The sequence below is a fragment of the Tepidimonas sp. genome (assembly GCF_036824975.1).
Taxonomy (GTDB): Bacteria; Pseudomonadota; Gammaproteobacteria; order Burkholderiales; family Burkholderiaceae_C; genus Tepidimonas.
This window is the reverse complement of sequence record NZ_DAISZC010000007.1, coordinates 21,926-47,864: the sequence shown is the minus strand read 5'-3', so window position 1 is coordinate 47,864 and position 25,939 is coordinate 21,926. Positions and strand designations below refer to the sequence as shown.

Below are 25,939 nucleotides of genomic sequence, written 5' to 3'. Positions count from 1 at the left end.
CGGCCTGCAGGGCCAGCCGCTGCAGATGTTCTTGCCGGAACTGCTCGGCGATGGCCAGCGATGCCAACAGGCTCGAGGCCAGGGCTGCGGTGACGCTGTCAAAGGAGCCGATGAGTCCGCGCAATCCCAGCGCGGCGGCGATGACCTCGTACAGACTGGCCAGCAGCGTCACGGCCATGGAGCCGGCGTACCACATGGCCACGGTCGAGCGGGTGCGCACCAGAATGACCCCGAGCGCATAGCCCAACACCAGCACGCCGATGGCCGTGGCGGCCCAGATCAGGGGCAGAAACTGCCGGTAGGGCAGCACCAGCGCGGCGGCCAGCACTGGCACGCACGCCAGCAGGACCCACCGTACCGGAGCCAGCGTACGGGTGCGGCGCAGGTCGTCGTCGAGCAGAAAGCGGAACAGCACCACCGTCACGGTGGCGTACAGAGCCAGCGTGATTTGGCGCATCGGCGCCAGCCACTCGGCCGGCACCAGCTGTCCGAGCCATTGGTGATCCCAGCCACCGGACAGCGCCGCCATGCGCATGTTGATCACCAGCCATGCGGCAAACACGAGGTAGGTGCGCTCGCGGTTGATGAAGCCGGCAATCAGGGTGAACAGCGCCAGTAGCAGCAGGCCACCGTCGATCCATCCCGCATGGCGGTGGAACTGCTGTTGCAGCGCGGTCACCTCGCCGGCTTGACGCAGTTTGGCGGTGAAGTGGGCCGGGCCGGTGAAGCGGGCTTCGCACAGCACGCGCGCGGGCAGCGGTTCGGCGGCCAGCACGACCCCAGCGCGCGAGGGCAGCAGGCGCCCCGAGGCAGTCGGGGTTGCCATGCGGTCGAAAGTACCCAGCAGGGTCAGGGTGTCGGCATTCCAGCAGCGCATCGATACCGCGTGCCGCGACGGGAAATCCAGCACGGGACTGTCCGGAAGGCTGGAATCGGGCACCGTCAGCAGCACCCACAGCGGTTTTTCGGACAACCGGGTATCCCATACGGTGCGCGACGGCTGCAGGGTCAGCGCCTGCAGTGCCTGCGCGGGCTCGCGCTCGTCGTCGACGGTGAGCGCCTGGAATGGCAGCGGCGCGCGCACCGACTCCTCCGGGTACTCGGACGGCCACAGCCACAGTGCCCACAGGGTGAGAAGTGCCGCCAGCACCGGCACGGCATAGGCCGCAAAAGACCGCAGCGTCGCTTCCACCCAGGCGGTGGCGCTGCGGCATTCGGGCTCGGTCGGTGTGGAGGTGACGGTCATGGGAAGGAGGGGAAGCTGCGCGGGCCAGACCTCCCTGGATGTCCGTGGGGTATCCCTCTACTGCCGCGCATTATCGGGGCTAAACGGGGTGTCTGTGTCACACTTGGCGCTCATGAGCAACACCGACGACGTGGCCGGGCGCGCGCTGCAGGTTTTCGATGACCTGATTGCGCAGTCGCCTGCCCTGCGCCCACGGGCCGGGCAGCGGCTGATGGCGGCTGAAGTGGCAGCGACGTTGGCGCCGGTGACGCTGGGGCAGCCGCCGCAGGGAGAGCCGGCGCAGCGTCGCCTGGCCGTGATTCAGGCGGGCACCGGTGTGGGTAAGTCGCTGGCGTATCTGGCCCCGGCGTTGGCGGTTGCGCAGGCACGGCAGACGCGGGTGGTGGTGTCCACTGCCACCGTGGCGCTGCAGGAGCAGCTGGTCCAGTACGACCTGCCGGCACTGGCGCGGCAACTGCCGTTTGCATTTCGCTGGGCGCTGGCCAAAGGGCGTGGGCGCTACGTGTGCCGTCTGAAGCTGGAGCGCTGGCTTGCCGAGCCCGAGGGCGTCCCCGACCTCGACCCCGAAGTCGCCGATGACGCAGCGGCACCAGCACCGCCCAGTGCCGAGCGGCTGGCATGGCTGCGCGCCCGTGCGCACGATCTGGCGCACGGGCGCTGGGACGGAGAGCGCGACAGCCTGGCCGAGCCGCCCGAGCCGACGTGGTGGGCCGCGATCGCCGCCGAGGCCTCGTCCTGCACCGCTCGCCACTGTCCCCTGTATGGCGAATGCACGTACTACCAGCAGCGCCGCCAGCTGGTGGGGGCGCAGGTGATCGTCGTCAACCACGACCTGCTGCTGTCCACGCTGGGTTCGCGCCAGTTGCCCGAGCTCGACCAATGCCTGTTGGTGCTGGACGAGGCCCACCATCTGCCGACCATCGCGCTGGAGCAGTTTGCACGCCGCTGTGGCCTGACGCGGTTGACGTGGATCGATCAACTGGCCGCTCGGATGCTGAAGACCGCGCAGCAGGTGGAGGTGGACGCTGTGGCCGAGGTGCCGGGCGCGGCAGCCCGTCTGCGCCATGCCCTGCAGGAGGTGGCGCGGCAGGCGGTGCAGACGTGGGGCGCGCGGGCGGTGCAGGAGCCAACGGCGCAGGGGCCGCTGCGCGTGCGGCTGCCGCGCGGGGAGCTGCCGGAGGTATTCGGCCCGCCCCTGGAAGAGGCGGTGCAGGCCAGCGCCCAGCTCATCGAGGCGCTGCGTGCCATTGGTGCGGCGTTGCGCGTGGCACTGCGCGAGCAGCCCGACGAGGCGCGGCCTCTGTCTCAGCTGTATGCGCAGCTGGGCTCGCTGGCACCGCGGCTGGAGGCGGCATACGACACCGCCCGCTGGCTGCTGCACACGCCCGCGCCCGGGCAAGCGCCGATGGCCAAATGGTTCACACTGACCCCTGCAGCAGATGGCATGCGCGTGCAGGCGCACGCCAGCCCCATCCAGCCGGCCGGGCTGCTGCGCACGCAGCTGTGGGGCGGGGTGCGCGGGGCGGTGTTGACTTCGGCAACGCTGGTCGCGGCAGGACGGTTTGACTTTTTCCTGCGGGAGGCGGGCCTTGCCGACGACCCGGATGTGCGGACGCTGCAGGCCCCCAGCCCGTTCGACTATGCGCGCCAGGGGCGCCTGGTGCTGGCCCCGGTGGCGGCCGATCCGCGTGCGCTGGCAGCGTATCAGGACGCCGTGCAGGCGGCGCTGGAGCGTGATTTGCCCGCCGTGCGCGGTGGCGCGTTGGTGCTGTTTACCTCGCGCGCGCACCTGCAGCGGGCGGCCGCGCAGCTGCCTGCTGGCTTGCGCGCCCGGGTGCTGGTGCAGGGCGAGCGGCCGCGCACACGGTTGCTGGCGTGCCACCGCGAGCGGGTGCGCGCCGGCGAGCCGTCCATCCTCTTTGGGCTGCAGTCGTTCGGCGAGGGGCTGGACCTGCCCGGGGACCTGTGTGCCGACTTGTTCATCACCAAGCTGCCGTTTGCCCCGCCCGACGACCCGGTGGGCGAGGCGCGCGCCGAGTGGCTGCGCGCGCAGGGGCGTGACCCGTTTTTGGAGCTGGTGGTGCCCGCCACCGCGATCCGGCTGCTGCAGTGGGTCGGGCGCGCCATCCGCACCGAAGATGATCACGCCCGCATTGTGTGCTACGACCCGCGCCTGACCGCCACCGGCTACGGCCGGCTGCTGCTGCAGGGACTGCCGCCCTTTACCCGTGTCACCACCTTTTCCGATCCCTGCGAACCATGTCCACCGCCCCCGATGCCCGTGCCAGCCTGAGCGCGAGCGCAAGCGCGATCCCGCCGCAGATCGCCGCCAACGTGAGCCTGCTGTTTGCCGAACGGCCGCTGCCCGCTCGCCTAGCGGCCGCCGCGGCGGCAGGGTTTGCGGCGGTCGAGTGCCAGTTTCCGTACGCGCAGCCAGCGCAGACGCTGGCCGCGCTCTGCCACCGTCTGGGGCTGAGCTGGGTTTTACATAACCTGCCGGCGGGTGACTGGGCCGCGGGTGAGCGCGGCATTGCCTGCCACCCGCAGCGGGTGGCCGAGTTCCGTGCCGGCATCGGCCCGGCACTGGCCTACGCCCGGGCGCTGGGGGCGCCGCAGGTCAACGTCATCGCCGGTATCCGCCCGGCCGACGTCTCGCACTGGCGCGCCTGCCAAACGCTGGTGGACAATCTGTGTGTGGCCGCCGAGGCCTGTGCGCAAGCGGGCGTGGGACTGCGGCTGGAGGCCATCAACTCGCGCGACATTCCCGGTTTCCTGGTGGATACGGTGGACGTGGCGCTGGAGATCATCGGGCGGGTGGGCTGGGACGGCCTGCGGCTGCAATTCGACGCCTACCACGTGGCGCGCATGGGCCAGGATCCGGTGCAGCGCTGGCGCGAGTGTGCGCCCCATGTCGGGCACGTGCAGTGGGCCGACTGTCCGGGCCGGCACGAGCCGGGGTGTGGTGCGATCGACTTTGTGGGATTGTGGGCGGCCATGCAGGCCAGCGGGTGGACCGGCTGGGTGGGGGCCGAATATGTGCCGGCGGATCAGACACCTGGGGGTACCGAACGCGGGCTCGGCTGGATTGGGGCGCTGGGGCTGGCGCCGGTGCGCCGGCGGCCATGACAGCGTAAGGAAGGAGTCGAAGCGATGACCGAGGGCCATGTCGTGCCGTACCCCCACCGGTCGGTGGATGGGGAGGCGGCCGCTGCCGCCGCCACAGTGACCGTCAACGACGCCGCGGTGCGCACTCTGCTGCGATCACTCTACGACGCGGCGGTGGCGCGCGCGCAGCCGCAGCGGCAGCTGGCCCAGCACCTGCCGCCACCGCCGCGCGGCCGTACGGTGGTGGTGGGGGCGGGCAAGGCGGCTGCCGCCATGGCCTATGCGCTGGAGGCGGCGTGGCCCGCTGCGGCGCCGCTGACCGGCTGTGTGGTGACGCGCTACGGGCACACCCCGCCACGTCCGCCGGGATTGACCGCCCGGCTGCAGGTGCTCGAAGCCGCCCATCCGGTGCCGGACGCCGCGGGCGTGGCGGCGGCCGAGCGGCTGCTGGCGTCGGTGCAGGGGCTGGGGCCGGATGATCTGGTGATCGCGCTGATTTCCGGCGGGGGGTCGGCGCTGCTGACCCTGCCCGTACCCGGGCTGACGTTGACCGAGTGGCAGGCGATCACGCGTGCCCTGCTGGCCAGTGGCGCGTCGATCGGCGAGATGAATGTGGTGCGCAAGCACCTGTCGCGCATTCAGGGTGGCCGCCTGGCGCTGGCGGCGGCGCCCGCGCCGGTGTGGACGCTGGCCATCAGCGACGTGCCCGGCGACGACCCGGCGGTGATCGCCAGCGGCCCGACGGTGCCCGACCCCAGTACCTGTGCCGACGCGCTGGCCGTGCTGCAGCGCTGCCGCATCGCGCTGCCCGACGCGGTGCGCGCGGCGCTGGCCAGCGGCGCGTTGGAAACCCCGAAGCCGGATGATCCGCGCTGGGCCGCCTGTACGGTGCGGCTGATCGCCACCCCACACGAGGCTCTGGCCGCGGCGGCCGCCGAAGCGCAGCGCCAGGGCTGGCGGGCCTATGTGCTGGGCGATGCGATCGAAGGCGAGTCGCGCGAGGTGGCCCGGGTGCACGCGGCGCTGGCGCAGTATGCCCGCCAGCGGCGCGGGCCTTTTCAGCCCCCGTGCGTGCTGCTGTCGGGTGGCGAGACCACGGTGACGCTGGACGGCGCCGCCCCACCGGGAGTTCGCCCGCGGGGCGGGCGCGCCAGCGAATTCGCGCTGGCGTTGGCGCTGCAGCTGCAGGGCACCAGCGGCGTGTGGGCGCTGGCGGCCGACACCGACGGCATCGACGGCACCGAGGATCACGCCGGCGCATTCGTCGCGCCCGACACACTGGCGCGCGCCCAGGCGGCGAGGCTGTCGGCGCAGCAGGCGCTGACCGGCCATGACAGCTACGGCTTCTTCCATGTGCTGGGCGACCTGCTCGTCACGGGGCCCACGCACACCAACGTCAACGACTTCCGCGCGCTCGTCATCGTCTAAGCCATGGGTGCATCCCCACTCTCGCCCCCGGCACGCGCCCCGCTGCGCGGGCGCGGCAGCTCCGAACGCATCGCCCACCGGTACGCGCACGAGCGGCGCGAACCCTTCGACGACGGCTGGCCGAGCGACGAGCACGCCCCAGCCGCGCCGCGCACCGAGCTGCGCTGGGAGCGCCCGCGCAGCGCACTCACCTACAACGACTCGCCCGACATCGGCTTTGACCGCTCGCTCAACCCCTACCGCGGCTGCGAGCACGGCTGCGCCTACTGCTACGCCCGCCCCACCCACGCCTATCTCGATCTGTCGCCGGGGCTCGACTTCGAGACCATCATCATCGCCCGCCATGGGCTGGACGACGTGCTGCGAGCCGAGCTGGCGCGTCCGGGCTATGTGCCGGCGCCGGTGGCCATCGGCACGGTGACCGATGCCTACCAGCCGCTCGAGCGCGAGCTGCGCCTGACGCGTGCGGTGTTGCAGGTGCTGCACGACACCGCTCACCCGTGGGTGCTGGTGACCAAGGGCAGCGGGGTCGAACGCGACCTGGATCTGATCGTGCCGATGGCACGTGAGGGGCTGTGCGCGGTGTACGTGACCCTGACCACGCTGGATGCCGCGCTGGCACGCCGGCTGGAACCGCGCGCTGCCGCGCCGTGGCGGCGCCTGCGCACCATCCAGACGTTGGCGCGCGCCGGTGTGCCGGTGGGGGTGAGTGTGGCGCCGCAGATTCCGTTTCTGAACGACGACATGGAGCGGGTGCTGGCCGCGGCAGCCGACGCCGGTGCGAGTGCCGCGTTCTACACCGTGCTGCGTTTGCCTCACGAGGTGCGGCCCCTTTTTGCCGAGTGGCTGCGCCAACACGTGCCCGAGCGCGCCGCGCGGGTGCTGGCCCGGGTGCGCGACTTGCACGGCGGGCGCGATGACGATGCCAGCTTCGGCACCCGTATGACCGGGCGCGGCGCGTGGGCCGATCTGTGGCGGCAGCGTTTCACCGTGGCTTGCCGGCGGCTGGGTTTGCAGCCCGGGCACCCGCCGCTGCGCACCGACCGCTTTGTCGCGCCACGGGTTGCGCCCCCGCACCGCAGCGCTTTCCGTCCCCCGGCCGGGGATTTTCGGCAGGGGACGTTGTTCGACTGACGCGCGTTGCAGCGCCGACAGCGTCGGCCTTCCCCCCGGCCGGGTGACTCCGTCTCGGCACCGGAGGGTTTGCGTTTCAGGAGGGCGCGTCGGAAGCCGTTACCATATCGCCCTTTGACGCCCTGCCATGCCAGTCTTTTTGAAACCCTCAGCGTCGCCGAAAATGTCTGGCTCGGTCTGCAGGGCACGCTGTCGCTGCGTGAGGTGACCGAATCGATCGAGGTCAAGGCGCGCGAGTACGGGCTGGACGTTGACCCACGGCGGCCTGTGTACAGTCTGTCGGTGGGTGAGCGCCAGCGTGTTGAGATCGTGCGCGCGCTGCTGACGCGGCCACAACTGCTCATCCTGGATGAACCAACCTCGGTATTGACGCCGCAGGCCGTGCAGCGCCTCTTTGCGGTGCTGCGTCAGCTCGCGACCGAAGGCTGCAGCATCCTCTACATCAGCCACAAGCTCGACGAAGTCCGCGCGCTGTGCGACGCCTGCACGGTGATGCGCGGCGGGCGTGTCAGCGGCGTGTGCGATCCCCGGCAGGCCAGCAATGCCGAACTGTCGCGACTGATGATCGGCAGCGAACCGCCGCCCCTGCCGCCGCATCGTGCGGCCAGCGGCGACGTGGTGCTGGACGTCGCTGGCCTGACGCTGCCCAGCCGCGAGCCGTTTGGCACCCCGCTGCGCGACATCGCCCTGCAGGTGCGCGCGGGCGAGATCGTCGGCATCGCCGGGGTGTCCGGCAATGGCCAGCGCGAGCTGCTGGAGGTGTTGTCCGGTGAGTGCACTGCTGCGCCCGTCGGCAGCATTCGCCTGCGCGGCGAAGACGTGGCGCGCCGTGGGCCGGCTGCGCGACGTCGACGTGGCCTGCACTACGTGCCCGAGGAGCGCTTGGGCCGTGGTGCCGTGCCCGGGCTCGGGCTGGCGCACAACCTGCTGCTGACGCGGCGCGAGGCGGTGCGGCAGTTGGGTTGGCTGGATCTGGCGGCTTTGTGCGCCCAGGCTGCCGCAATCCTGCGGCGGCGGGGCGGTGGTGGGCGTGTTGATTGCGCGCCTGTTCGGCCTGATGGTGGTGTACCTGAACACCAACCCCTATGCCACCGGCCTGGCGCTGAGCCTCTTTGGCGCCGGTCTGTCGGCGTTTCTGGGGTAGCCCAACACCCCGTACAAGCTGCCCGAGCTCGTGGTGCCGCATGTGCCTGGGCTGGGGGATCTACCCTGGATGGGGATTGCCTTGTTCCAGCAGCATTGGCTGGTGTATGCCACGGTGGCGCTGGCACTGGTGTGGCTGTAAGACCGCACCCGCACCGGACGGGTGCTGCGCAGCGTCGGCGAAAATCCCGAATCGGCGCATGCGTTGGGCTTTGCCGTGCGCCGCATCCGAATCGCCGCGGTGGTGGTGGGCGAAGCCCTGTGTGGGCTGGCAAGTGCTTACGTTTCCAAAGTGCTGGCCAAGGGTGTCAAGGCCGACCAAGACTGGAAGGACAAGGTCAATTTCTTTGTCAAGGGCGTCGAAGGCAGGGTTCCGACCGGCAAGTGACGGTGCAACGGCGCCACGGGTGGCCGGTGGCGCTGGCCGAGGAGGTCGCTGCGGCGCTACGGTAGGCGTGATTGTCGGCGTCGGCGAGTAGTTGGCGGCCAGCGGTTTCCCCATGCTGGTCTGCCGCTATGGGGTACGCCCACATGGGGCGCTCCTCTCCCGCACCTCGCAGGCACCCCGCGGTGGGGTCTGGGTGTGACTTCACCATGTGGCCTCACGATTTGGCATCACTACAATCGCGGGCATCATCGCAGGCCCACATACCATGACCCTCAAGAGCGACAAGTGGATCCGCCGCATGGCCGAGCAATACGGCATGATCGAGCCGTTTGAGCCCAGTCAGATCCGCGAGGTCGATGGCCGCAAGGTCATCAGCTACGGCACCAGCAGCTACGGCTACGACATCCGGTGCGCTTCGGAGTTCAAGGTCTTCACCAACATCCACAGCACGGTGGTGGACCCGAAGCATTTCGACGAAAAAAGCTTCGTCGACTTTCATGGGGATCATTGCATCATCCCGCCCAACAGCTTTGCACTGGCGCGCACGGTGGAGTATTTCCGCATTCCGCGCAACGTGCTGACCATCTGCCTGGGCAAAAGCACTTACGCCCGCTGTGGCATCATCGTCAACGTCACCCCGTTCGAGCCGGAATGGGAGGGCTACGTGACGCTGGAGTTTTCCAACACCACGCCGCTGCCGGCCAAGATCTACGCCGGCGAGGGCTGTGCGCAGGTGCTGTTTTTTGAAAGCGACGAGGTGTGCGAAGTGTCGTACCGCGACCGCGGTGGCAAGTACCAGGGGCAGCGCGGTGTGACCCTGCCGCGTGCCTGAAGCGTGACCGGCTCCGCGGTGACGCTAACCAGTCCCGCCTGCCTATGCCGCAGGCGGGGGGCAGGGGTGACATCGTGGAACGCGTTGGCCCTTCAAGTACCGCGGTTTGCCCGCAGCCCGCTGCGCCATGTCGCTGGCGGCACCAGCACGGTGGCAATCGCCGCCATCACGCACACCACGGCTACCCCGTCGGTCCAGCGCGGCCACTCGCCGGCAATCACCGTGGCGCTGGCGGTGCCGATGAGGGGCACCAGCATCACGCTCATCGCACTGGTGGCCGGTGGCAGATGCCGCGCCAGGGAAAACCAGATGATCTGCGCAAAGCCGTAGTTGAAAAACACCCCGTAGGCCAGCAGTCCCCACATGCGTGCGCTGAACTGCCACGACGGCCACGGCTCGAACAGCAGCGCCAGCCCCCATAGGGCGGTGGCGGTCAGACCCATCATCCAAACGGTCAGCGCTTCGACCGGCAGCGTCAGGTGGGCGCGGCGCATCATCAGCGTGCCAATGGCCCAGCTGATGGCGGCGCCCAGCATCACCGCCACGCCCGCGGGGCGGCCGGCCAGTGCGCTCAGCTCGTCGGCCAGCAGCAGCGCCACAGCCAGCACCACCGCTAGCGCCGCTGCCGTGGAGCGGCGCGTCAGTGGCTGACCGAAAAAGAGCGCCCCCAGCAGCACCGTCCACACCGGCATCGTAAAGCCCAGGATGGCCGCGCGCCCCGAGGCCAGCGCCGCCACGCCGTAGATGGCCAGCGTGTGCCAGCCCAGCATGTTGGGTAGCGCCAGCGTGACGATGCTGCGCCATTCGGTGCGCTGCGGTGTCAGCCGCACGCCGCGCCAGCGGTAAAACGCATACAGCCACAGCGCGCCACCGCTCATCGTCACCGCGCGGAAAAACAGCGGCGACAGCTCTTGCAGCGACAGCTTCATGACCGGCCAGTTGACGCCCCACATCAGCGTCAAGGCGGCCAGCCCCAGCGTCTGGGCGCGCGACAGCATCGCACGCTCAGACCGCCACCGGTGCCTTGATGGCGGGGTGGTGCTGGTAGTCGACAAAGGCAAAGTCGTCGTATTCGTAGTCGAACAGCGACGGGGGGCGGCGCCGGATCTGCAGCTCGGGGTAGGGGTAAGGCGTGCGCGACAGCTGCAACTGCACCTGCTCGACGTGGTTGTTGTAGATGTGGCAATCGCCGCCCGTCCAGATGAACTCGCCCGGCTGCAGGTCGCACTGCTGCGCCACCATGTGTGTTAGCAACGCGTAGCTGGCGATGTTGAACGGCACCCCCAAAAAGCAGTCGGCGCTGCGCTGGTAGAGCTGGCAGCTCAGCCGCCCGTTGGCCACGTAGAACTGGAACAGCGCGTGGCAGGGTGCTAACGCCATCTGCGGCAGATCGGCTACGTTCCAGGCACTGACCACCATGCGCCGCGAATCCGGGTTGGTGCGCAGCGTCTGCAGCACCTCGCTGATTTGGTCGATGTGGCGGCCGTCGGGTGCGGGCCACGAGCGCCACTGCACGCCGTAGATGGGCCCCAGGTCGCCATCTTCAGCGGCCCATTCGTCCCAGATGGTGACGCCGCGCTCTTGCAGCCAGCGCACGTTGCGGCCGCCCTGCAAAAACCACAACAGCTCCACGATGATGGAGCGCACGTGCAGCTTCTTGGTGGTAACGAGCGGAAAGCCCTCCGATAGGTCAAAGCGCATCTGGTAGCCAAAGACGCTGCGCGTGCCGGTGCCGGTGCGGTCGGACTTGGGCACCCCGTGTTCGTAGACGTGGCGCAAAAAATCTTCGTACTGGGTGCGGACGGGGCGGGGGGCGCTCATGACCCTTGATTATCCGCCAGCGGCCCGAGTGCCGCTGCCCAGCGCGGCGGCGGCAAGGCATGCCGCGCGCGCCTCCATGCCATCCAGAACGCCGCCGCCCAGCGCGGGGACGGCTCGTCCGACACTCCCCGCGGCACGACGGGCGGTGCGGGCTAGGCAGGGGCGCGGCGGGGGCTAGCCCCGGGCGGATGCCGCGGGCGCTGCACTGGCGGGCAGGCGCGCCTCGACCAGCACTCGCCCCGGGTTGAGCAGCCCCTGCGGGTCGAGCGCGTGCTTGATGCGCTGCATCAGCGCCAGCGCCACCGAGTCTTGGTAGCGGGGCAGGATGGCGGCCTTGAGGCTGCCGATGCCGTGCTCGGCACTGATCGAGCCGCCATGCCGCGCCACGGCGTCGAACACCAGGGTGTTGACAGTGGCTTCATACCGGTGCAAAAACGCAGCCGCATCCGCCCCGGCTGGGCACTGTACGTTGAAGTGCAGGTTGCCATCGCCCAGGTGGCCGAAGTTGACCAATCGCGCCCCGGGCACGGCACCCTGTAGCGCGGCTTCGGCTTCGGCGCAAAAGGCCGGAATGCGCGACACCGGTAGGCTGATGTCGTGCTTGACGTTGAGGCCCTCCTGTGCTTGTGCCAGTGGGATGCTTTCGCGGATATGCCACAAGGCGCGTGCCTGGGCCAGGCTGGTGGCCACCACGGCGTCGGTGGCCACGTCCGCCTCCATTGCTTCGGCCAGCGTGGCTTCGAGCCGTGCGCGCGCGTGGACTTCACCTTCGACGTCGGCGACTTCCAGCAGCACGGCGTAGGGTGCGCGATCCTGCAGTGGTGGTTGTCGATCTGGAAAGTGTCGCGCCACCAGTTCGAGCGCGTAGGCGTTCATCATCTCGAAGCCGGTCAGTGTCGGTCCCAGCTTCCGCTGCGTCAGCCCCAGCAGCGCCACGGCCGCCTGCAGCGACGGCACCGCGGCCCAGGCGGTCAGCTGCGCGGCCGGCTGCGGCACCAGCTTGAGCACCGCGGCGGTGATGATGCCCAGCGTGCCTTCGCTGCCGATGAACAGGTGACGCAGGTCGTAGCCGGTGTTGTCTTTGCGCAGCCCGCGCAGACCGTTGCAGATCTGCCCATCGGCGGTGACCACCTCCAGCCCGAGGCACAGGTCGCGCGCGTTGCCAAATCGCAGCACCTGTGTGCCGCCGGCGTTAGTGGCGAGAACACCGCCAATGGTGCAGCTGCCTTCCGAGGCCAGGCTCAGCGGCAACCACAGGCCAGCGGCCTGCGCGGCCTGCTGGGCCGTCTGCAACACGCAGCCGGCCTCCACCGTCAGCGTTAGATTGTCGGCGTCCAGCGCGCACACGCGGTTGAGGCGCTGCAGGCTCAGCACCACCTGGTTGCCCGAGGCATCCGGCACCCCACCCACCACCAGCCCGGTGTTGCCACCCTGCGGCACGATGGGGGCGGCGTGGGCGGCACACAGGCGCACCACGGCGGCCACTTCATCGGTACTGCCCGGGCGTACCACGCAGCGCGCGCGGCCGCGGTGGCGGCGTCGCCAGTCCTGTTCATAAGCGCTCAGATCGGCACCGTCGGCGGCGCACAACACATGACTGCGGCCAACGGCGGCTCGCAAAGCGTCGATCAGGGTGTCGGTGCTCATGCGCCATTCAGGGGACACAACGGTCTGCTGTCGCGCGGGTTGCGGGGGTGGGCGGCCGCGACGGGCCGTTGGTGGGCGGCACTCCCGGTGCAGTGGCCTCGGAGGCGGCAGCCGTGCGCAGGCGCGCATACCGCAGGCGCAGTCGCACGTGCAGTGCGCTGGCGGTGAACAGCCCTAGGCACAGCACCACTTGCGTCCAGGCCAGTGCCGCCGACAGGCCAGCTTCGGTGGTGGCGCGCACCACGCCTTCGGTGAAGTACAGCCACACCAGCAGGCTCAGCCAGCGGTAGGTGACCATGCGGTGGCGCAGCAGCCCGGACAGAGGCAGCGTCAACGGCAGCACCTTCAGCGCCCACCACGAGCCACCGGGGCGCAGCGGCGCCAGCCACAGCTCCCAGGCTAGCCCCAAGGCGATCAGCGCCAGCAGACAGCCCACCGCCAACGCGCGTGTGCGCCGCGCCAGCCGTACGGCGTCGGCACTGGCCACCGGCTGGGCGGCAGCGGCATCAGAAGCCGAGGGAGACGGGGCGTGCATGGACTGGCATGATAGCGGCATGGATGTTTCGCTGCGCCAACTGCTGGCCGACCTGCGCGACTTTCCGTGGCGCAATACCTATTTGACGCTGCGCGAGCGCTTGGCGCAGGACCGGCTCGGGCTGGCGGCGGGCAGCCTGGCGTTTACCACTTTCATTTCCCTGGTACCGTTGCTGACGGTGGCGCTAGCGGTGTTTGCTGCGTTTCCCGCCTTCGGGCAGGTGGAAGCGCGCCTACAGCGCTGGATGATCGACAGCCTGGTGCCGGATCACATCGCGCGCCAGGTGTCGAAGTATGTGTGGCAGTTTTCGGCCAAGGCGGCGCAGATCGGCTGGGCGGGGGCGCTGCTGCTGCTGGCCTCAGCGCTGGCGCTGGTGCTGACCATCGACCGCCAGCTCAACGACATCTGGCGCGTGCGGCGGCGTCGGCCACTGGCACAGCGAGTGCTGGTGTACTGGGCGCTGCTGACGCTGGGGCCACTCGTGCTGGCGGTGGCGCTTAGCGCCAGCTCCTACGCGCTGTCGGTGTCGCGCGGCTGGCTGCCACTGTGGCACGACGGGGTGCAGCTGGCGCTGGATGTGCTGGGTTTTGCGGCGGTCGTGGCCGGCATGACGGCGCTGTACCGCTTCGTGCCGAATGCGCCAGTGCGCACGCGCCACGCCCTGGTGGGGGCGTTGTTCGTGTCGGTGGCCTTCGAAGGGGCGCAGCAGGCGCTGGGCTGGTATCTGCAGACCGTGCCGACCTACTCGGCCGTGTACGGGGCGTTTGCGACCTTGCCCATTTTGCTCATTTGGCTGTACCTGCTGTGGCTGATCGTGCTGCTGGGGGCGGTCATCGTGGCCTATTTGCCCAGTCTGCTGGCCGGAGTGGCTCGGCGCGGGGACACACCCGGTTGGGCGTTTCAGCTGGCGCTAGAGGTGTTGGCACTGCTGCAGCAGTCGCGCCAGCAGGCGCGCCCGGGCCTGCCGGTGGCGCTGCTGGCACGCACCCTGCGCGTCGATCCGCTGCAGCTGGAGGAGCCGTTGCGCGCGCTGCAGGCGCTGGGATGGGCGGGCCAGCTCAGCGACGAGGAAGGACGCTGGGTGCTGCTGGTCGATCTGCAGCAGCAGCCGCTGGCGGCGCTGGCCCGCGCGCTGTTGCTGGTGCGCGAGCCCTCCACCCGGCCCGTCTGGCAGGTGTTCGATTGGGAGCGTACGCCGGTGGCGGCCGTGCTGCCCGAACTGCCGCGGGCCGCGGCGCGGCCGCAGGAGCGCGAGCGCACGTAGGCACGGGCGTGTAGCGCTCGGCTCAGCGCGGCATGCGCCGCACCGTCATCAGGCTGTCCAGTGGCTGTGGCATGCCGACGTGATAGCCCTGGGCGTAGTCCACGCCCAGCTCGATCAGCCGCTGGCGGATCGGTTCCGATGAGACGTATTCGGCGATGGTGCGCAGACCCATCACGTGGCCGATGGCGTTGATCGCCTGCACCATGGCCAGGTCGATCGGGTCGGTCTCGATGTCCTTGACGAAGCTGCCGTCGATCTTCAGGAAGTCCACCGGCAGGCTCTTCAGGTAGGCAAACGATGACAGGCCGCTGCCGAAGTCGTCCAGTGCAAACAGGCAGCCTTGGCGTTTGACCTCGTGAATGAAGTGCACGACGGTAGACAGGTTGGCAATCGCCGCCGTCTCCGTGATTTCGAAGCACAACGTACCGGCGGGCAGCCGCATCGCTTCGAGCAGCGTTTGCAGGTCTTGCCGGAAGCGCTCGTCCGACAGCGACGCGCCCGACACGTTGATGGCGAACGTGGCTGCGGCAGCGCCGTGCTGGCGTACCCAGTCGCCCAGCCAGGCCAGCGTGTTGCGCACCACCCACTGGTCGATGCGCGGCATCAGTCCATAACGCTCGGCAGCGGGCAAAAAGGCGCCGGGCTGGATGAGCTTGCCATCTTCTTCCAGCCGCACCAGGATTTCGTAGTGCACCCACTCGTCCGCTTGAGGGTGTAGCGGAACGATCGGCTGCGCGTGCAGGCGCAGCCGGTCTTCGTCCAGCGCCGCCTGCAGCCGTGACACCCACTGCATCTGGCCCTGCTGCTCCAGCAGGCGGCGGTCGTCGGGCTGGTACACGTGCACGCGGTTGCGCCCGCTTTCTTTGGCGGCGTAGCAGGCGGCGTCGGCGGTGGCCATCAGAGCGCTGGCGTCGCGGTCGTGCGGCCCGATGGGCACCAGGCCGATCGAGACGCCGATGGCAAACGAGCGTTCTCCCCAGCCGAAGCGAAAGTCGGCGATCGCCTCGCGGATGCGTTGCGCCAGCGGCAGCGCGTGTTCGACACTGCAGCCCATCAGGATGAGACCGAATTCGTCGCCCCCTAGGCGTGCCAGCGTGTCCGAGGCGCGCAGTTGCTGGCGGATGAGCTGCGTGACCTGGCGCAGCAGCTCGTCGCCGGCCACGTGCCCGCAGGTGTCGTTGACGATCTTGAACTGATCCAGATCCAGAAAACACAGTACGTGGGTGGCGGGGTCGGGGCGCGCCAGCAGTTCGTTGAGCCGGCGCTCGAACTCGCGCCGGTTCGGCACACCGGTGAGCGCGTCGTGGCTGGCCTGGTGGCTGAGTTCGCGGGCCAGATTCAGCGTCACCGTGACGTCGTGGAACACCAGCACCGTGCCGATCAGGAAGCCCTCGCGCGTGCGGATGGGGGCGGCGGTGTCGATGACCGGCACGCGCTCGCCGTCGCGCCGCAGCAGCAGCGCGTGTTCGCGCCGCGCCAGCGCGGCAGCGCCGCGCAGCAGCTCGCGCACCGGATTGGGCAGCGGCTCGCCGCTGTCGGCATCCAGCAGGCGAAATACGGTGGTCACCGGCTGCCCGCGCGCCTGGTGCGCCGGCCAGCCGGTCAGCCGCTCGGCCACCGGGTTCAGGTACTGCACGATCCCGGCCTCGTCGGTGGTGATGACGCCGTCGCCGATCGACGCCAGCGTCACCTGCGCCAGGTCACGCTCACGCTGCAGCTGCTGCTCCACCTGCTTGCGGTCGCTGATGTCGCGCAGCACCGCGGCGTAGAGCTCGTCCTGCCCTTCGTGGAAGGTGTCCACGGTCAATTCGTAAGTGGTGCGGGGGGCACCGGGCCGGGCCATGCGCAGCTCCAGCGTCGCGCCCACGCGCGTGAGCCGCCGCGGGTCGACGGGTTGGGCGTGCCCGGCCTGGCGCAGTACTTCGGGCAGCGGCTGTCCCAGCACCGCCTCCGCGCGCAGACCCAGCAGCTTTTCGGCGCCGGGGTTCAACCCCAGCAGGGTGCCGTCGGCGCGGTAGGTGAGCACGCCGTCGCGCATCTCGCGCAGCAGCGCCAGCGTGCGTGCGGTAGCGGCCTGCAGCGCCGCGATGACGCGGTTGTAGGCTTTGGCGATTTGGCCGACTTCGGTGAAGTCCTCCTCGGGTACGCGGCGACTCAGGTCGCCGGATCGGCGCTGGCTGTCCATTGCCTCCAGCAATTCCAGCAGCTCGGTGCGCGCGCCGTGTTCGGCCACGTTGAGGCCGCCGCGCTCCTCATCGGGCGACACGCGCAGGTCGCGCTCGCGCACCAGCCACACAAAGGCCAGCGTGGCCAGCACGCACCACAGCCCGCACACCACCACGCCCAGCACCTGTACCGCCACCTGCTGCAGGCGCGGCAGGCCGGTGCCCAGCAGGGCCGTGTCGCCCAGTAGGCCAACCGCCAGCGTGCCCCAGATGCCCGCCGCGAGGTGGGCGGGGATGGCACCCACCGCGTCGTCGATGCGCCGGCGCAGCAGCGCCTCGTTGGCCCAGGTCATGACCAGCGCACCGATCGCACCGGTGAGGATCGAGGCACCGGGCGACAGGGCGTGCGCGCCGGCGGTGATGGCCACCAGCCCGGCGATCAACCCGTTGATCAGGTACATCACCTCGTAGTAGCCGTGCCGCAGCCGTCCCATCGCCAGTCCCGCCAGTGCGCCGGCGCACGCCGCCAGCGTGGTGTGCAGCAGAATGGGCGGCACCCGCCCGTCGAACGCCAGCGTGCTGCCGCCGTTGAAACCGAGCCAGCCAAAGAACAGCAGCAGCGCCCCCAGCATCGCCAGCGGCAGGTTGCCCGCCGGAATCACCGGTGGCGGGCCGTCGTCCGGAAAGCGCCCGCGGCGCGCGCCGATGCGCCACACCGCCACCAGCGCCACCCAGCCTCCGACGCTGTGCACCACGGTGGAGCCGGCAAAGTCCACGAAGCCCAGCTCCGCCAGCCAGCCGCGCGGCCCGCTCTCCCAGGCGCCGCCCCAGGCCCAGTGGCCAAACACGGGGTATACCAGCAGCGACACCCAGGCCGACAGCGCCAGGTAGGCGCCAAAGCGCATGCGCTCGGCCACCGCGCCCGAGACGATGGTGGCTGCGGTGGCGCAGAACATGATTTGGAACAGCACGAAGCCGAGTAGCCGGGGTTCGGCGGGCAGTTGGTCGAGCAGACCAAACAGGCCGTTGCCGATCCAGCCCTGCACGCTGGGGCCAAACATCAGCCCGAAGCCGACCAGCCAAAACAGCAGGCCTGCCACCGCGAAGTCCGACAGGTTCTTGGCAGCGACGTTGATCGAGTTTTTGCTGCGCGTCAGGCCCGACTCCAGGCACAGGAAGCCGGCCTGCATGACGAAGACCAGCCCCGCGCACAGCAGCAGCCACAACAGATCGATAGAGGCGGACATGTAAAAACCCAATTGCCCATTGCCGAGTGAGGCCGAAGACCCCACACCTTCGCAACAAGCAAGCAGCGTGCCCGACGGCAGACTGCGGATGCCGCCCCGTTACTTCGAGTGCACCGCGACGGCGCGCCGCCGTCCTCAGGGGAGGGCGAAACGTCGAGACGCCGCGCGCCGGCAGCCCCGCAAGCGGGCCAGCGCGCCGAGCGCGGGCCGCCAGACCGCATCGCGCTCCTGTTGGCGTGATGGGCATGGCCAATTGCGCAATACGGCCGCCGACACACAGGACCGTTGTTCCAGTGACCGTGTTCACGCGTTGACCGCCAGCGCGCTCCGCAACGCCTGCAGCACCCCGTCGGGGGCTTCGGCCATCAACGCGTGGCCCACCGGCAGGTGCACCACGTCCACCGGCACGCCCGCGGCGCGCGCGCCGTCGATGAGGGGCTGCGCGGTCTTTGGCGGGGTCATCTGGTCGCGCGTGCCCAGAATGAACTGCACTGGGCAGCGCAGGGCGCGCGCGGCGGCCTCACCGCCCGCGTAGCGGTCGCAGGCCTCGAAACCGCGGTGAAAGACGTTGACGGCGGCGTTGCTGGCCAGCACGCGGCGCATCAGCGCGCGCGAGGCGCCGTACAGCCAGGTACCGGGCCCCAGCACCGAGGGCGGCGGCGCCAGCGTGGAATGACTGAAGGTGTTGACCATGGCGATGGCGTGTTCTGGTGCCTGTAGCGACGCCTGCAGCAGCGCAGGCGAGACACGCATGGGGTAGCCCGTGCCCACCAGCACCAGCGGCCACACGCGCGTCGGGGCGTCGGCCGCGGCCTGCAGCGCGATCAGCGAGCCGAAACTGTGGCCGACCAAGGCCGCGCGCTCCAGCCCCAGCGCATCCAGTAGCCCGACGATGGTATGCGCTGCGTCCTCGACACTGGCGGGGGCATCGCCGCCGCTGCGGCCATGACCGGGCAGGTCGATGGCCAGCACGTTGTAGCCGTGGTGTGCCAGGTAGCGGCTCTGCAAAATCCACACGCTGTGGTCGTTGAGCACGCCATGGATGAAAACCACCGTGGGCTGGTCCGGTGCAAACGGTTTGCCGCCGGTGTAGGCATAGAGCGCGGCGCCGTGAACGTCGATCTGCATGGACGGTCCTTCCGGGCTCATTGACCGTGGGTTTGCGGCGCTGGCGCGGCCGAGGCTGGGGAGCGCGCTGGCGCGTTGGTTGCCTTCTCGGCGGCCTTGAGCGCGCGTTTGAGGTCGTCGATCAGATCGTCCGGGTCCTCCAGGCCGATGGACAGCCGAATCGTGCCGGGCCCGATGCCGGCGGCCGCCAGCGCCTCGTCACTCATGCGGAAATGCGTGGTGCTGGCGGGGTGGATGACCAAGCTGCGGCAGTCACCGACGTTGGCTAGATGGCTGAAGAGCTTGAGTGCCTCGATGAATGCGCGGCCCTGGGCGCGGCCGCCCTTGAGGTCGAAGCTGAACACGCTGCCGGCGCCGCGCGGCAGCAGGCGCTGGGCCAGCGCGTGGCTGGGGTGGTCGGGCAGCGCTGGGTGGCGCACGCGCGCCACCATCGGGTGCGCGGCCAGAAACGCCACCACACGTTCGGTGTTGGCCACGTGGCGCGCCATGCGCAGCGGCAGCGTCTCGATGCCCTGCAGAATCAGCCAGGCGGTGTGCGGGCTCATGCAAGCGCCGAAGTCGCGTAAGCCCTCGCGGCGTGCGCGCAGGGCAAACGCCCCCACCGTGGACTCCTCGCTAAACACCATGCCGTGAAAACCGTCGTAGGGTTCGGTCAGCTCGGCAAAGCGCCCGTCGCGTGCGTGCGCGGCTTCCCAGTCGAAGCGGCCGCCGTCCACTAGCACGCCGCCGATGACGGTGCCGTGGCCGCTGAGGAACTTGGTGGCCGAGTGGTAGACCAGATCGGCCCCCAGCGCCAGCGGCTGGATCAGCCACGGTGTGGTCAGTGTCGAGTCCACCAGCAGCGGCACGCCCGCCGCGTGGGCAATCTCGGCCACGGCCGGGATGTCCAGCACGTCCAGCCCGGGGTTGCCCACCGTCTCGCCAAAGAACAGGCGCGTCTGGGGCCGCACCGCGGCGCGCCAGGCATCCAGGTCCCCCGGTGGCACGAAGGTGGTGTGGATGCCCAAGCGCGGCAAGGTGTAGTGCAGCAGGTTGTGGCTGCCGCCATAGAGCGCACGGGAGGCGACGATGTGGCCGCCCGCGCCCATTAGGGTGACGATGGCCAGATGCAACGCGGCCTGCCCACTGGCGGTGGCGATGGCGGCGCTGCCGCCCTCTAACGCGGCGACGCGCTGCTCCAGCACCGCGTTGGTGGGGTTGCTGATGCGGCTGTACACGTGTCCGGCGCGCTCCAGGTTGAACAGGGCAGCGGCATGATCGCTCGACTCGAAGACGAACGAGGTGGTCAGGTGAATGGGGACGGCGCGCGCGCCGGAGGCGGGGTCGGGCGCGGCACCGGCGTGCAGCGCCAGCGTGTCGAAGCCGGGATCGGCGTAACCAGGCATGGTGTCTCCTCGTAATGTGGTCTATATTAGCGTGACGCGTCTTCGGCGCATGGTAGCCGTGAGACAACTGGAGGCAGCCCACCATGAAAGTCCGTGACATCTTGCGCGTCAAAGGCGGCACGCTCTACACCGCGTCACCCGATGAGCCGCTCAAACGTGCCGTCGAAACGATGGCCCAGTTCGACATCGGCTCGCTGGCCGTCATGGAGCACGGCGAGCTGGTGGGCATGCTCACCTTCCGTGAAGTGATTGGCAGCATTGCGCGCAACGGGGGCACGGTGGGCGATGTGACGGTGCGCGCGGTGATGGACGACCACCCGATGACCTGCACGCCCGAAACCGAGCTCGACGCGGTGCGGCCGATGATGCTGGAGCGCCACACGCGCTACATGCCCGTGATGGACAACCGCATGCTGATGGGCGTGATCAGCTTCTACGACGTGGCCAAAGCGGTGGTCGAGATGCAAAGCTTTGAGAATAAGATGCTCAAAGCCTACATCCGTGACTGGCCCAAGGAGGAAGGCGCAGCCGCCGCGCCGGCCACCGACGCCGGCTCGGCCAGCGCGGCGCGGTGATCGACGCCACCGTCCTGGTTGGCCTGCTGGGCGGCGTCGGCCTGTTCCTGCTGGGCATGGAACTGATGACCGACGGCCTGCGCATGGCCGCCGGTCCCGCGCTGGAGCGCATCCTGGCGGCCTCCACGCGCACGCGCTGGCGTGGGCTGCTGGCAGGGGTGCTGGTGACGGCGCTGGTGCAGTCCTCCAGCGCCGTCACGGTGGCCACCATCGGCTTCGTCAACGCCGGTTTGCTGGCCCTGGGGCAGGCGCTGTGGGTGCTGTTTGGCGCCAATGTCGGCACCACGATGACCGGCTGGATCGTCGCGGTGCTCGGCTTCGGCGTCAAAATCGATGCGCTGGCGCTGCCGATGGTGGGCGTGGGTGTGATCCTGCGCGTCACCGGCGCTGGCACGCGGCGCGGGGCGCTGGGATGGGCGCTAGCGGGCTTCGGACTGCTGTTTCTCGGCATCGAAGCGCTCAAACACGCCTTCGACGGTGTAGCCCGACACATCGAGCTGCCCGCTGGAGGCGGTGCGCTGGTGGTGCTGGCGCAGCTGGCCATCGGGCTGGTGATGACGGTACTGATGCAAAGCTCCAGCGCGTCGTTGACGTTGGCGCTGAGTGCCGCGCAGTCGGGTCTGATCACCGCGCAGGGCGCAGCAGCCGTGGTGATCGGTGCCAACATCGGCACCACCGTCACCGCCGTGCTGGCCGCGCTGGGGGCGACGGCCAACGCACGCCGCGCGGCAGCAGCCCACGTGCTGTTCAATGTGCTCACCGGCGGCGTTGCGCTGGGGCTGCTGCCTTGGTTGGTACAGGCCATCTTAGACTTCAAGGGCTGGCTGGGGCTTGCGCCGTCGCCCGCGCTGACGGTGGCGCTGTTTCACACCAGTTTCAACGTCATGGGTGTGCTGCTGATGGTGCCGCTGGCCGCTCGGTTGGACGCCTGGTTGCGCGCACGCTTTCGCAGCGCCGAAGAGGACGAGGCGCGCCCGCGCCACCTGGACCCGACGGTGCTGGCGGTGCCCACGTTGGCGCTGGACGCGTTGCTGGCCGAGCTGCAGCGCCTGCGTGCGAAGGCCGCGCAGGCGCTGGCGGGTGTGTTCGCGCTGCCGCTGTGGCAGGGGGCGGCGACACCGGCAGCCGGCGCTTCGGCAGCCGAGCCGCAGGCGGTGCGCGCGGCGCTGGCGCGTGATCGGGCCGTCGCCCACGCCCTGCAGCGCGCGGTGGCTGCTTTCGTCGTCGAGCTGCAGCGCGCCGCCCTGTCGCGCGACGTGGCCGACCGGCTGCCCCAGTTGCTGCGCATTGCCCGCTATGCCGAAGTGGCGGTGGAGCAGGCCGACGAAGCGGCCGAGGCCCTGCTGCCATGGGACAGCGCCGTAGCGGGCCTGCCGGTGCTGGAGCTGGCAGCCTTTGGGCGCCGTGCGCAAACCGTCATTGCCGAGACCCAGGCACCGCACGCCACGGCCGATGCGCTGCAGCTGGCGCTGACCGAGGCCGAGGATGCGTACGCCGTGCTCAAAGCCGCGCTGCTGCGCGCCGGGGCGCAAGGGGCACTCGACATCGAGGCCATGGACGCTGTGCTGCGCGCGGCCAGTGCGCTGCGCCGCGGTCTGCAGCAGCTCGTCAAGGGCGTGCAGCTGGCGCTGGCGCTGCGCGGTGCAGGGGCGGCGACAGAGCGGGGTGAAGCGCTTGAGGCGCCCCCTTTGGGATAATGCCGCGCATGAGCGGCAACACCCTGGGCACCTTGTTTCGCGTCACCAATTTTGGCGAGTCGCACGGACCGGCCATCGGCTGCGTCATCGACGGCTGTCCGCCGGGGATGGAGCTCTCGGAGGCCGACATCCAGCCCGACCTCGACCGCCGCCGCCCCGGCAGCAGTAAATTTGTCACCCAGCGGCAGGAAGCCGACCTGGTGCAGATCCTCAGCGGCGTCTATCAGGGCCGTACCACCGGCACGCCCATCGCGCTGCTGATTGCCAACACCGACCAGCGCAGCAAGGACTACGGCGACATCGCGCAGACTTTCCGCCCCGGGCACGCCGACTACACCTACTGGCACAAGTACGGCATCCGCGACCCGCGCGGGGGTGGACGTTCCTCGGCGCGGTTGACGGCGCCCACCGTGGCCGCCGGAGCCGTGGCGCGCAAGTGGCTGCGCCAGCAGTATGGCACCGTCATCCGTGCGGCGCTGCTGCAAATCGGCACCGTCGAAGTGCCGTTCGAAGACTGGGGGCATGTGGACGCCAACCCGTTCTTCGCGCCCGCGGCGGATGTGTCGGCGCTGGAGGCATACCTGAGCGAGATTCGCAAAGCGGGAGACTCGGTGGGGGCCAAAGTTCGGGTGGTGGCGCAGGGCGTGCCGGCGGGTCTGGGGGCACCCATATACGACCGGCTGGATGCCGACATCGCACACGCGATGATGGGGCTCAACGCCGTCAAGGGGGTGGAGCTTGGCGACGGCTTTGCTTGTGTGACCCAGCGCGGCAGCGAGCACGGCGACGGCATCACCCCGCAGGGGTTTCTGTCCAACCACGCCGGTGGCGTGCTGGGCGGCATCAGCACCGGGCAGGACATCGTGGTGACGCTGGCCATCAAGCCCACCAGTTCGATCCTGGTGCCCCGGCCCTCGATCAACACCGCGGGCGAGCCGACCGAGGTCGTCACCCGCGGGCGGCACGACCCGTGCGTGGGCATCCGCGCGGTGCCGATCGTCGAGGCGCTGCTGGCGCTGGTGCTGATCGACCACGCGCTGCGCCACCGCGCACAGTGCGGCGATGTGCGGGTGACGCCGGGGCCGGTGGCGGCCCAGGCCCCGGACGTCGCGGCGCGTGCATGAGCACGCCATCGATCGGCAGCGCGCCGCGGCATGGGCGTGGGCTGTGGCCGTTTGCGGCGCTGTCGGCGGGCTACTTCGCGCACATTGGCTTTTTCAACCCCTACTTGCCGCTGTGGCTGCAGTCGCTGGGCTACGGGTTGTGGGCCATCGGGCTGTTGACCGCGCTGCAGTCGGCCACGCGCCTGTTTGCGCCCTACCTGTGGGGGTGGCTGAGCGACCGCAGCGGCGAGCCGGTGCGCTGGCTGCGCCTGTGCGCGGTCGCCGCCCTGGGGCTGTCGCTGGGCCTGTGGTGGCAGCCGGCACCGTGGTGGCTGCCGCTGGTGCTGGGGTTGCTGTTCATCCACACCAGCGCCATGATGCCGTTGTCCGAGACGGTGCTGGCGCACACCGTCAGTGCCGCTGGGGCGTTCGACGCGCGCCGCTACGGCCGCGTGCGCCTGTGGGGGTCGCTGGGTTTTTTGCTGACCGTGCTGGCGGCGGGCATCTGGTTCGAGCGCTATGGCATGGGCAGTTTTCCGTTCTGGGCCAACGCCACCCTGGTGCTGGTGCTGCTGTCGGTGTGGGCCATACCCCGCTGGCGCGAGGTGCCCCACCCGCATGAAGCGGTCGGCGGCCGCGTGTGGCCGGTGCTGCGCCAGCCGGCGGTGGCGTGGTTTTTCGTGTCGATGTTTCTGCACGTGCTGGCGCACATCTTCATCTACATCTTTTTTTCGCTGTATCTGGATGCGCTGGGGTATAGCAAACAGGTGATCGGTGCACTGTGGGCCACGGCGGTGGTAGTGGAAATCGCCTGGTTCTTGACCCAGGGACGCTGGCTGCCACGGCTGGCGCTGGGGCAGTGGCTGGTGCTGGCCTCGGCCCTGACGGTGGCGCGCATGGCCGCCACCGCGTGGGGCGCAGCGTGGCTGCCGCTGCTGGTGCTGGCGCAGCTGGTGCACGCGCTGGGCTTTGCCGCCCACCACACCGTGTGCATCGCGCTCATTCACCGCCATTTTCCGGGGCGGCTGCGCGCGCGCGGGCAAGCGCTGTACTCGCTGATCGGCTACGGCTGTTCCGGGGTGGCGGCGGGCGCGCTGGGTGGCTGGATCAGCAGCCGCTGGGGGCTGGGCGCCGTGTTCGTGGCCGGCATGGGGGCGGCAGCAGCCGCCACGGCCACCGCTGGCGTGGTGCGCCGACTGGGCGACTGAAAGCGCCGCGACACGGCGCCGCTTAGCCAAACGGCCGCACGCCGATGAGCGCCGCGTGCGCCCAAAATGCAAACACCGCCCACGACGCCAACCCCACCACCACCGTGGCGACGGTTGCGGTCAGCGAGGCGGAAGGCGCGCCACCGTCCGCCGCGGCGGGTGCGTCCTCGTTGTCCATGCCTTCGACTTCTGCGCGATTGCGGCGGCGCGCGCTGCGGTAGTTGAAGACGGCCCACACCAAAAAGCCGCCAAACAGCAGCAGATCAGCCAGTGTGCCATTGGACAGCAGGTGCGCAAACGCCCACAGCTTGACCGCCAGTACCATCGGGTGGCCCAGGCGGGCCTTCAGGGCATTGCGCGGCACGTAAGCCGCCACCAGCAGCACGAAGGCCAGCAGCGTCAGCAGCGACGCGGCGTGCCGCATGCCCAGCGGCGGGCTCCACAGCACCACCGGTGCCTGCCGCGCCAGATCGTAGCCCACCACGATCAGCACCAACCCCAGCAGCGACAACAGCGAGTACACCCCCTTCCACGCGGTCAGTCCCCAGCGGTCGATGGTCTGCGTGCGCCAGTCATCGGCCACGATGCGCACCGAGTGCACGCCCAGAAAGACGATCAGTCCCAGCACCAACCATTGCATCGCACATCCTTTCAGCGAAGTCAGTGCCCCCATGATAGGGGAGGGATGCGACGGCGTGGTGGCGTTGCGGGCGCAGTTGTGTCCAAGCCCGCGTCAACGGAGGCAGCGCCAGGGCAGGCCGGAAAGGTTTTGGCTTGGCTATGTGAGCCATAGCGATTTTTGACCCCGTGCCGGCGCGGGACGGTCTACACTCCAAATGCAATCGATATTAGCCAAATGATTGGATAAATCGATTGAGTCGATGTCTT

General features: G+C 69.6%; 19 protein-coding genes and 2 pseudogenes. 12 read left to right on the top strand and 9 right to left on the bottom strand.

Translation table 11 applies throughout. The annotated features are described in order from the left end of the window. Nucleotides 1-1,246 (bottom strand): 7TM diverse intracellular signaling domain-containing protein (locus V7Z54_RS01900; RefSeq protein ID WP_334133946.1); only part of this gene is annotated, 1,246 nt, incomplete at its 3' end. A 112-nt stretch (nucleotides 1,247-1,358) separates the two neighbouring features. Between V7Z54_RS01900 and dinG the strand changes: the two genes are divergently transcribed. The 7 genes and pseudogenes from dinG to dcd all read left to right on the top strand — a co-directional run bounded on the left by dinG (nucleotide 1,359) and on the right by dcd (nucleotide 9,276). Then, entirely contained in the window at nucleotides 1,359-3,539 is a 2,181-nt protein-coding gene (gene dinG / locus V7Z54_RS01895) for an ATP-dependent DNA helicase DinG (protein WP_334133945.1), read from the top strand. Beyond that, the gene (locus V7Z54_RS01890) at nucleotides 3,506-4,372 is read left to right on the top strand and encodes a TIM barrel protein (protein ID WP_334133944.1); all 867 of its coding nucleotides are present in this window, start codon (nucleotides 3,506-3,508) and stop codon (nucleotides 4,370-4,372) included. Before dinG ends, V7Z54_RS01890 begins: the two co-directional genes overlap by 34 nt. 24 nt (nucleotides 4,373-4,396) lie before the next feature. After that, nucleotides 4,397-5,779, top strand: coding sequence for a glycerate kinase type-2 family protein (locus tag V7Z54_RS01885; protein WP_334133942.1), 1,383 nt, complete (start codon nucleotides 4,397-4,399; stop codon nucleotides 5,777-5,779). A 3-nt stretch (nucleotides 5,780-5,782) separates the two neighbouring features. Continuing rightward, nucleotides 5,783-6,913: a PA0069 family radical SAM protein gene (locus V7Z54_RS01880; RefSeq protein WP_334133940.1), complete on the top strand. Its 1,131-nt coding sequence runs from the start codon at nucleotides 5,783-5,785 to the stop codon at nucleotides 6,911-6,913. Between the two features lie 6 nt (nucleotides 6,914-6,919). Further along, nucleotides 6,920-7,732: pseudogene (locus V7Z54_RS01875) on the top strand (ATP-binding cassette domain-containing protein); the annotation flags it as partial. A gap of 481 nt (nucleotides 7,733-8,213) precedes the next feature. Then, nucleotides 8,214-8,444, top strand: a pseudogene (locus tag V7Z54_RS09950) (ABC transporter permease subunit); the annotation flags it as partial. 265 nt (nucleotides 8,445-8,709) lie between these two features. Beyond that, entirely contained in the window at nucleotides 8,710-9,276 is a 567-nt protein-coding gene (gene dcd, locus V7Z54_RS01865; RefSeq protein WP_334133939.1) for a dCTP deaminase, read from the top strand. A 92-nt stretch (nucleotides 9,277-9,368) separates the two neighbouring features. Here the strand turns inward: dcd and V7Z54_RS01860 are convergent, their stop codons facing one another. The 4 genes from V7Z54_RS01860 to V7Z54_RS01845 all read right to left on the bottom strand — a co-directional run bounded on the left by V7Z54_RS01860 (nucleotide 9,369) and on the right by V7Z54_RS01845 (nucleotide 13,279). Beyond that, on the bottom strand, nucleotides 9,369-10,274 hold the full coding sequence (locus V7Z54_RS01860) for a DMT family transporter (RefSeq protein ID WP_334133938.1): 906 nt from the start codon (nucleotides 10,272-10,274) through the stop codon (nucleotides 9,369-9,371). A gap of 7 nt (nucleotides 10,275-10,281) precedes the next feature. Then, nucleotides 10,282-11,097, bottom strand: a complete 816-nt coding sequence (locus V7Z54_RS01855) for a thymidylate synthase (RefSeq protein WP_334133936.1) — start codon at nucleotides 11,095-11,097, stop codon at nucleotides 10,282-10,284. A 174-nt stretch (nucleotides 11,098-11,271) separates the two neighbouring features. Further along, nucleotides 11,272-12,744 carry an FAD-binding oxidoreductase gene (locus tag V7Z54_RS01850; RefSeq protein WP_334133934.1) on the bottom strand — a complete coding sequence of 491 codons (1,473 nt, stop codon included), beginning with the start codon at nucleotides 12,742-12,744 and terminating at the stop codon, nucleotides 11,272-11,274. Nucleotides 12,745-12,751: 7 nt separating this feature from the next. Next, nucleotides 12,752-13,279 (bottom strand): DUF2069 domain-containing protein, encoded by a 528-nt coding sequence (locus tag V7Z54_RS01845; protein WP_334133932.1) that lies wholly within the window; start codon nucleotides 13,277-13,279, stop codon nucleotides 12,752-12,754. A 19-nt stretch (nucleotides 13,280-13,298) separates the two neighbouring features. On the opposite strand from V7Z54_RS01845, the gene V7Z54_RS01840 reads away from it, so the two are divergent. Beyond that, a complete protein-coding gene (locus V7Z54_RS01840; RefSeq protein WP_334133930.1) occupies nucleotides 13,299-14,543 on the top strand; it encodes a YihY family inner membrane protein in 1,245 nt (414 codons plus the stop codon). 22 nt (nucleotides 14,544-14,565) lie between these two features. Here the strand turns inward: V7Z54_RS01840 and amt are convergent, their stop codons facing one another. The 3 genes from amt to V7Z54_RS01825 all read right to left on the bottom strand — a co-directional run bounded on the left by amt (nucleotide 14,566) and on the right by V7Z54_RS01825 (nucleotide 20,468). Continuing rightward, a complete protein-coding gene (gene amt / locus V7Z54_RS01835) occupies nucleotides 14,566-17,955 on the bottom strand; it encodes an ammonium transporter (RefSeq protein WP_334133928.1) in 3,390 nt (1,129 codons plus the stop codon). Nucleotides 17,956-18,258: 303 nt separating this feature from the next. Then, nucleotides 18,259-19,083, bottom strand: coding sequence for an alpha/beta fold hydrolase (locus V7Z54_RS01830; protein WP_334133927.1), 825 nt, complete (start codon nucleotides 19,081-19,083; stop codon nucleotides 18,259-18,261). A 17-nt stretch (nucleotides 19,084-19,100) separates the two neighbouring features. Further along, on the bottom strand, nucleotides 19,101-20,468 hold the full coding sequence (locus tag V7Z54_RS01825; RefSeq protein ID WP_334133925.1) for an O-acetylhomoserine aminocarboxypropyltransferase: 1,368 nt from the start codon (nucleotides 20,466-20,468) through the stop codon (nucleotides 19,101-19,103). Nucleotides 20,469-20,551: 83 nt separating this feature from the next. Here V7Z54_RS01825 and V7Z54_RS01820 point away from each other — a divergent pair, with 83 nt between their 5' ends. Genes V7Z54_RS01820 through V7Z54_RS01805 form a run of 4 tightly spaced genes read left to right on the top strand, consistent with a single transcriptional unit; the run spans nucleotide 20,552 to nucleotide 25,051 of the window. Then, complete coding sequence (locus V7Z54_RS01820) at nucleotides 20,552-21,043, top strand: CBS domain-containing protein (protein ID WP_334133924.1); 492 nt, start codon at nucleotides 20,552-20,554, stop codon at nucleotides 21,041-21,043. Continuing rightward, nucleotides 21,040-22,740, top strand: coding sequence for a Na/Pi cotransporter family protein (locus tag V7Z54_RS01815; RefSeq protein WP_334133923.1), 1,701 nt, complete (start codon nucleotides 21,040-21,042; stop codon nucleotides 22,738-22,740). The genes V7Z54_RS01820 and V7Z54_RS01815 overlap by 4 nt, the downstream gene beginning before the upstream one ends. 8 nt (nucleotides 22,741-22,748) lie before the next feature. Further along, nucleotides 22,749-23,864 (top strand): chorismate synthase, encoded by a 1,116-nt coding sequence (gene aroC / locus V7Z54_RS01810; RefSeq protein WP_334133921.1) that lies wholly within the window; start codon nucleotides 22,749-22,751, stop codon nucleotides 23,862-23,864. Beyond that, a complete protein-coding gene (locus V7Z54_RS01805; RefSeq protein WP_334133919.1) occupies nucleotides 23,861-25,051 on the top strand; it encodes an MFS transporter in 1,191 nt (396 codons plus the stop codon). Before aroC ends, V7Z54_RS01805 begins: the two co-directional genes overlap by 4 nt. A 22-nt stretch (nucleotides 25,052-25,073) precedes the next feature. Here V7Z54_RS01805 and V7Z54_RS01800 read toward each other — a convergent pair whose 3' ends face one another. After that, complete coding sequence (locus V7Z54_RS01800) at nucleotides 25,074-25,691, bottom strand: NnrU family protein (RefSeq protein WP_334133918.1); 618 nt, start codon at nucleotides 25,689-25,691, stop codon at nucleotides 25,074-25,076. Between the last annotated feature and the right edge of the window lie 248 nt (nucleotides 25,692-25,939).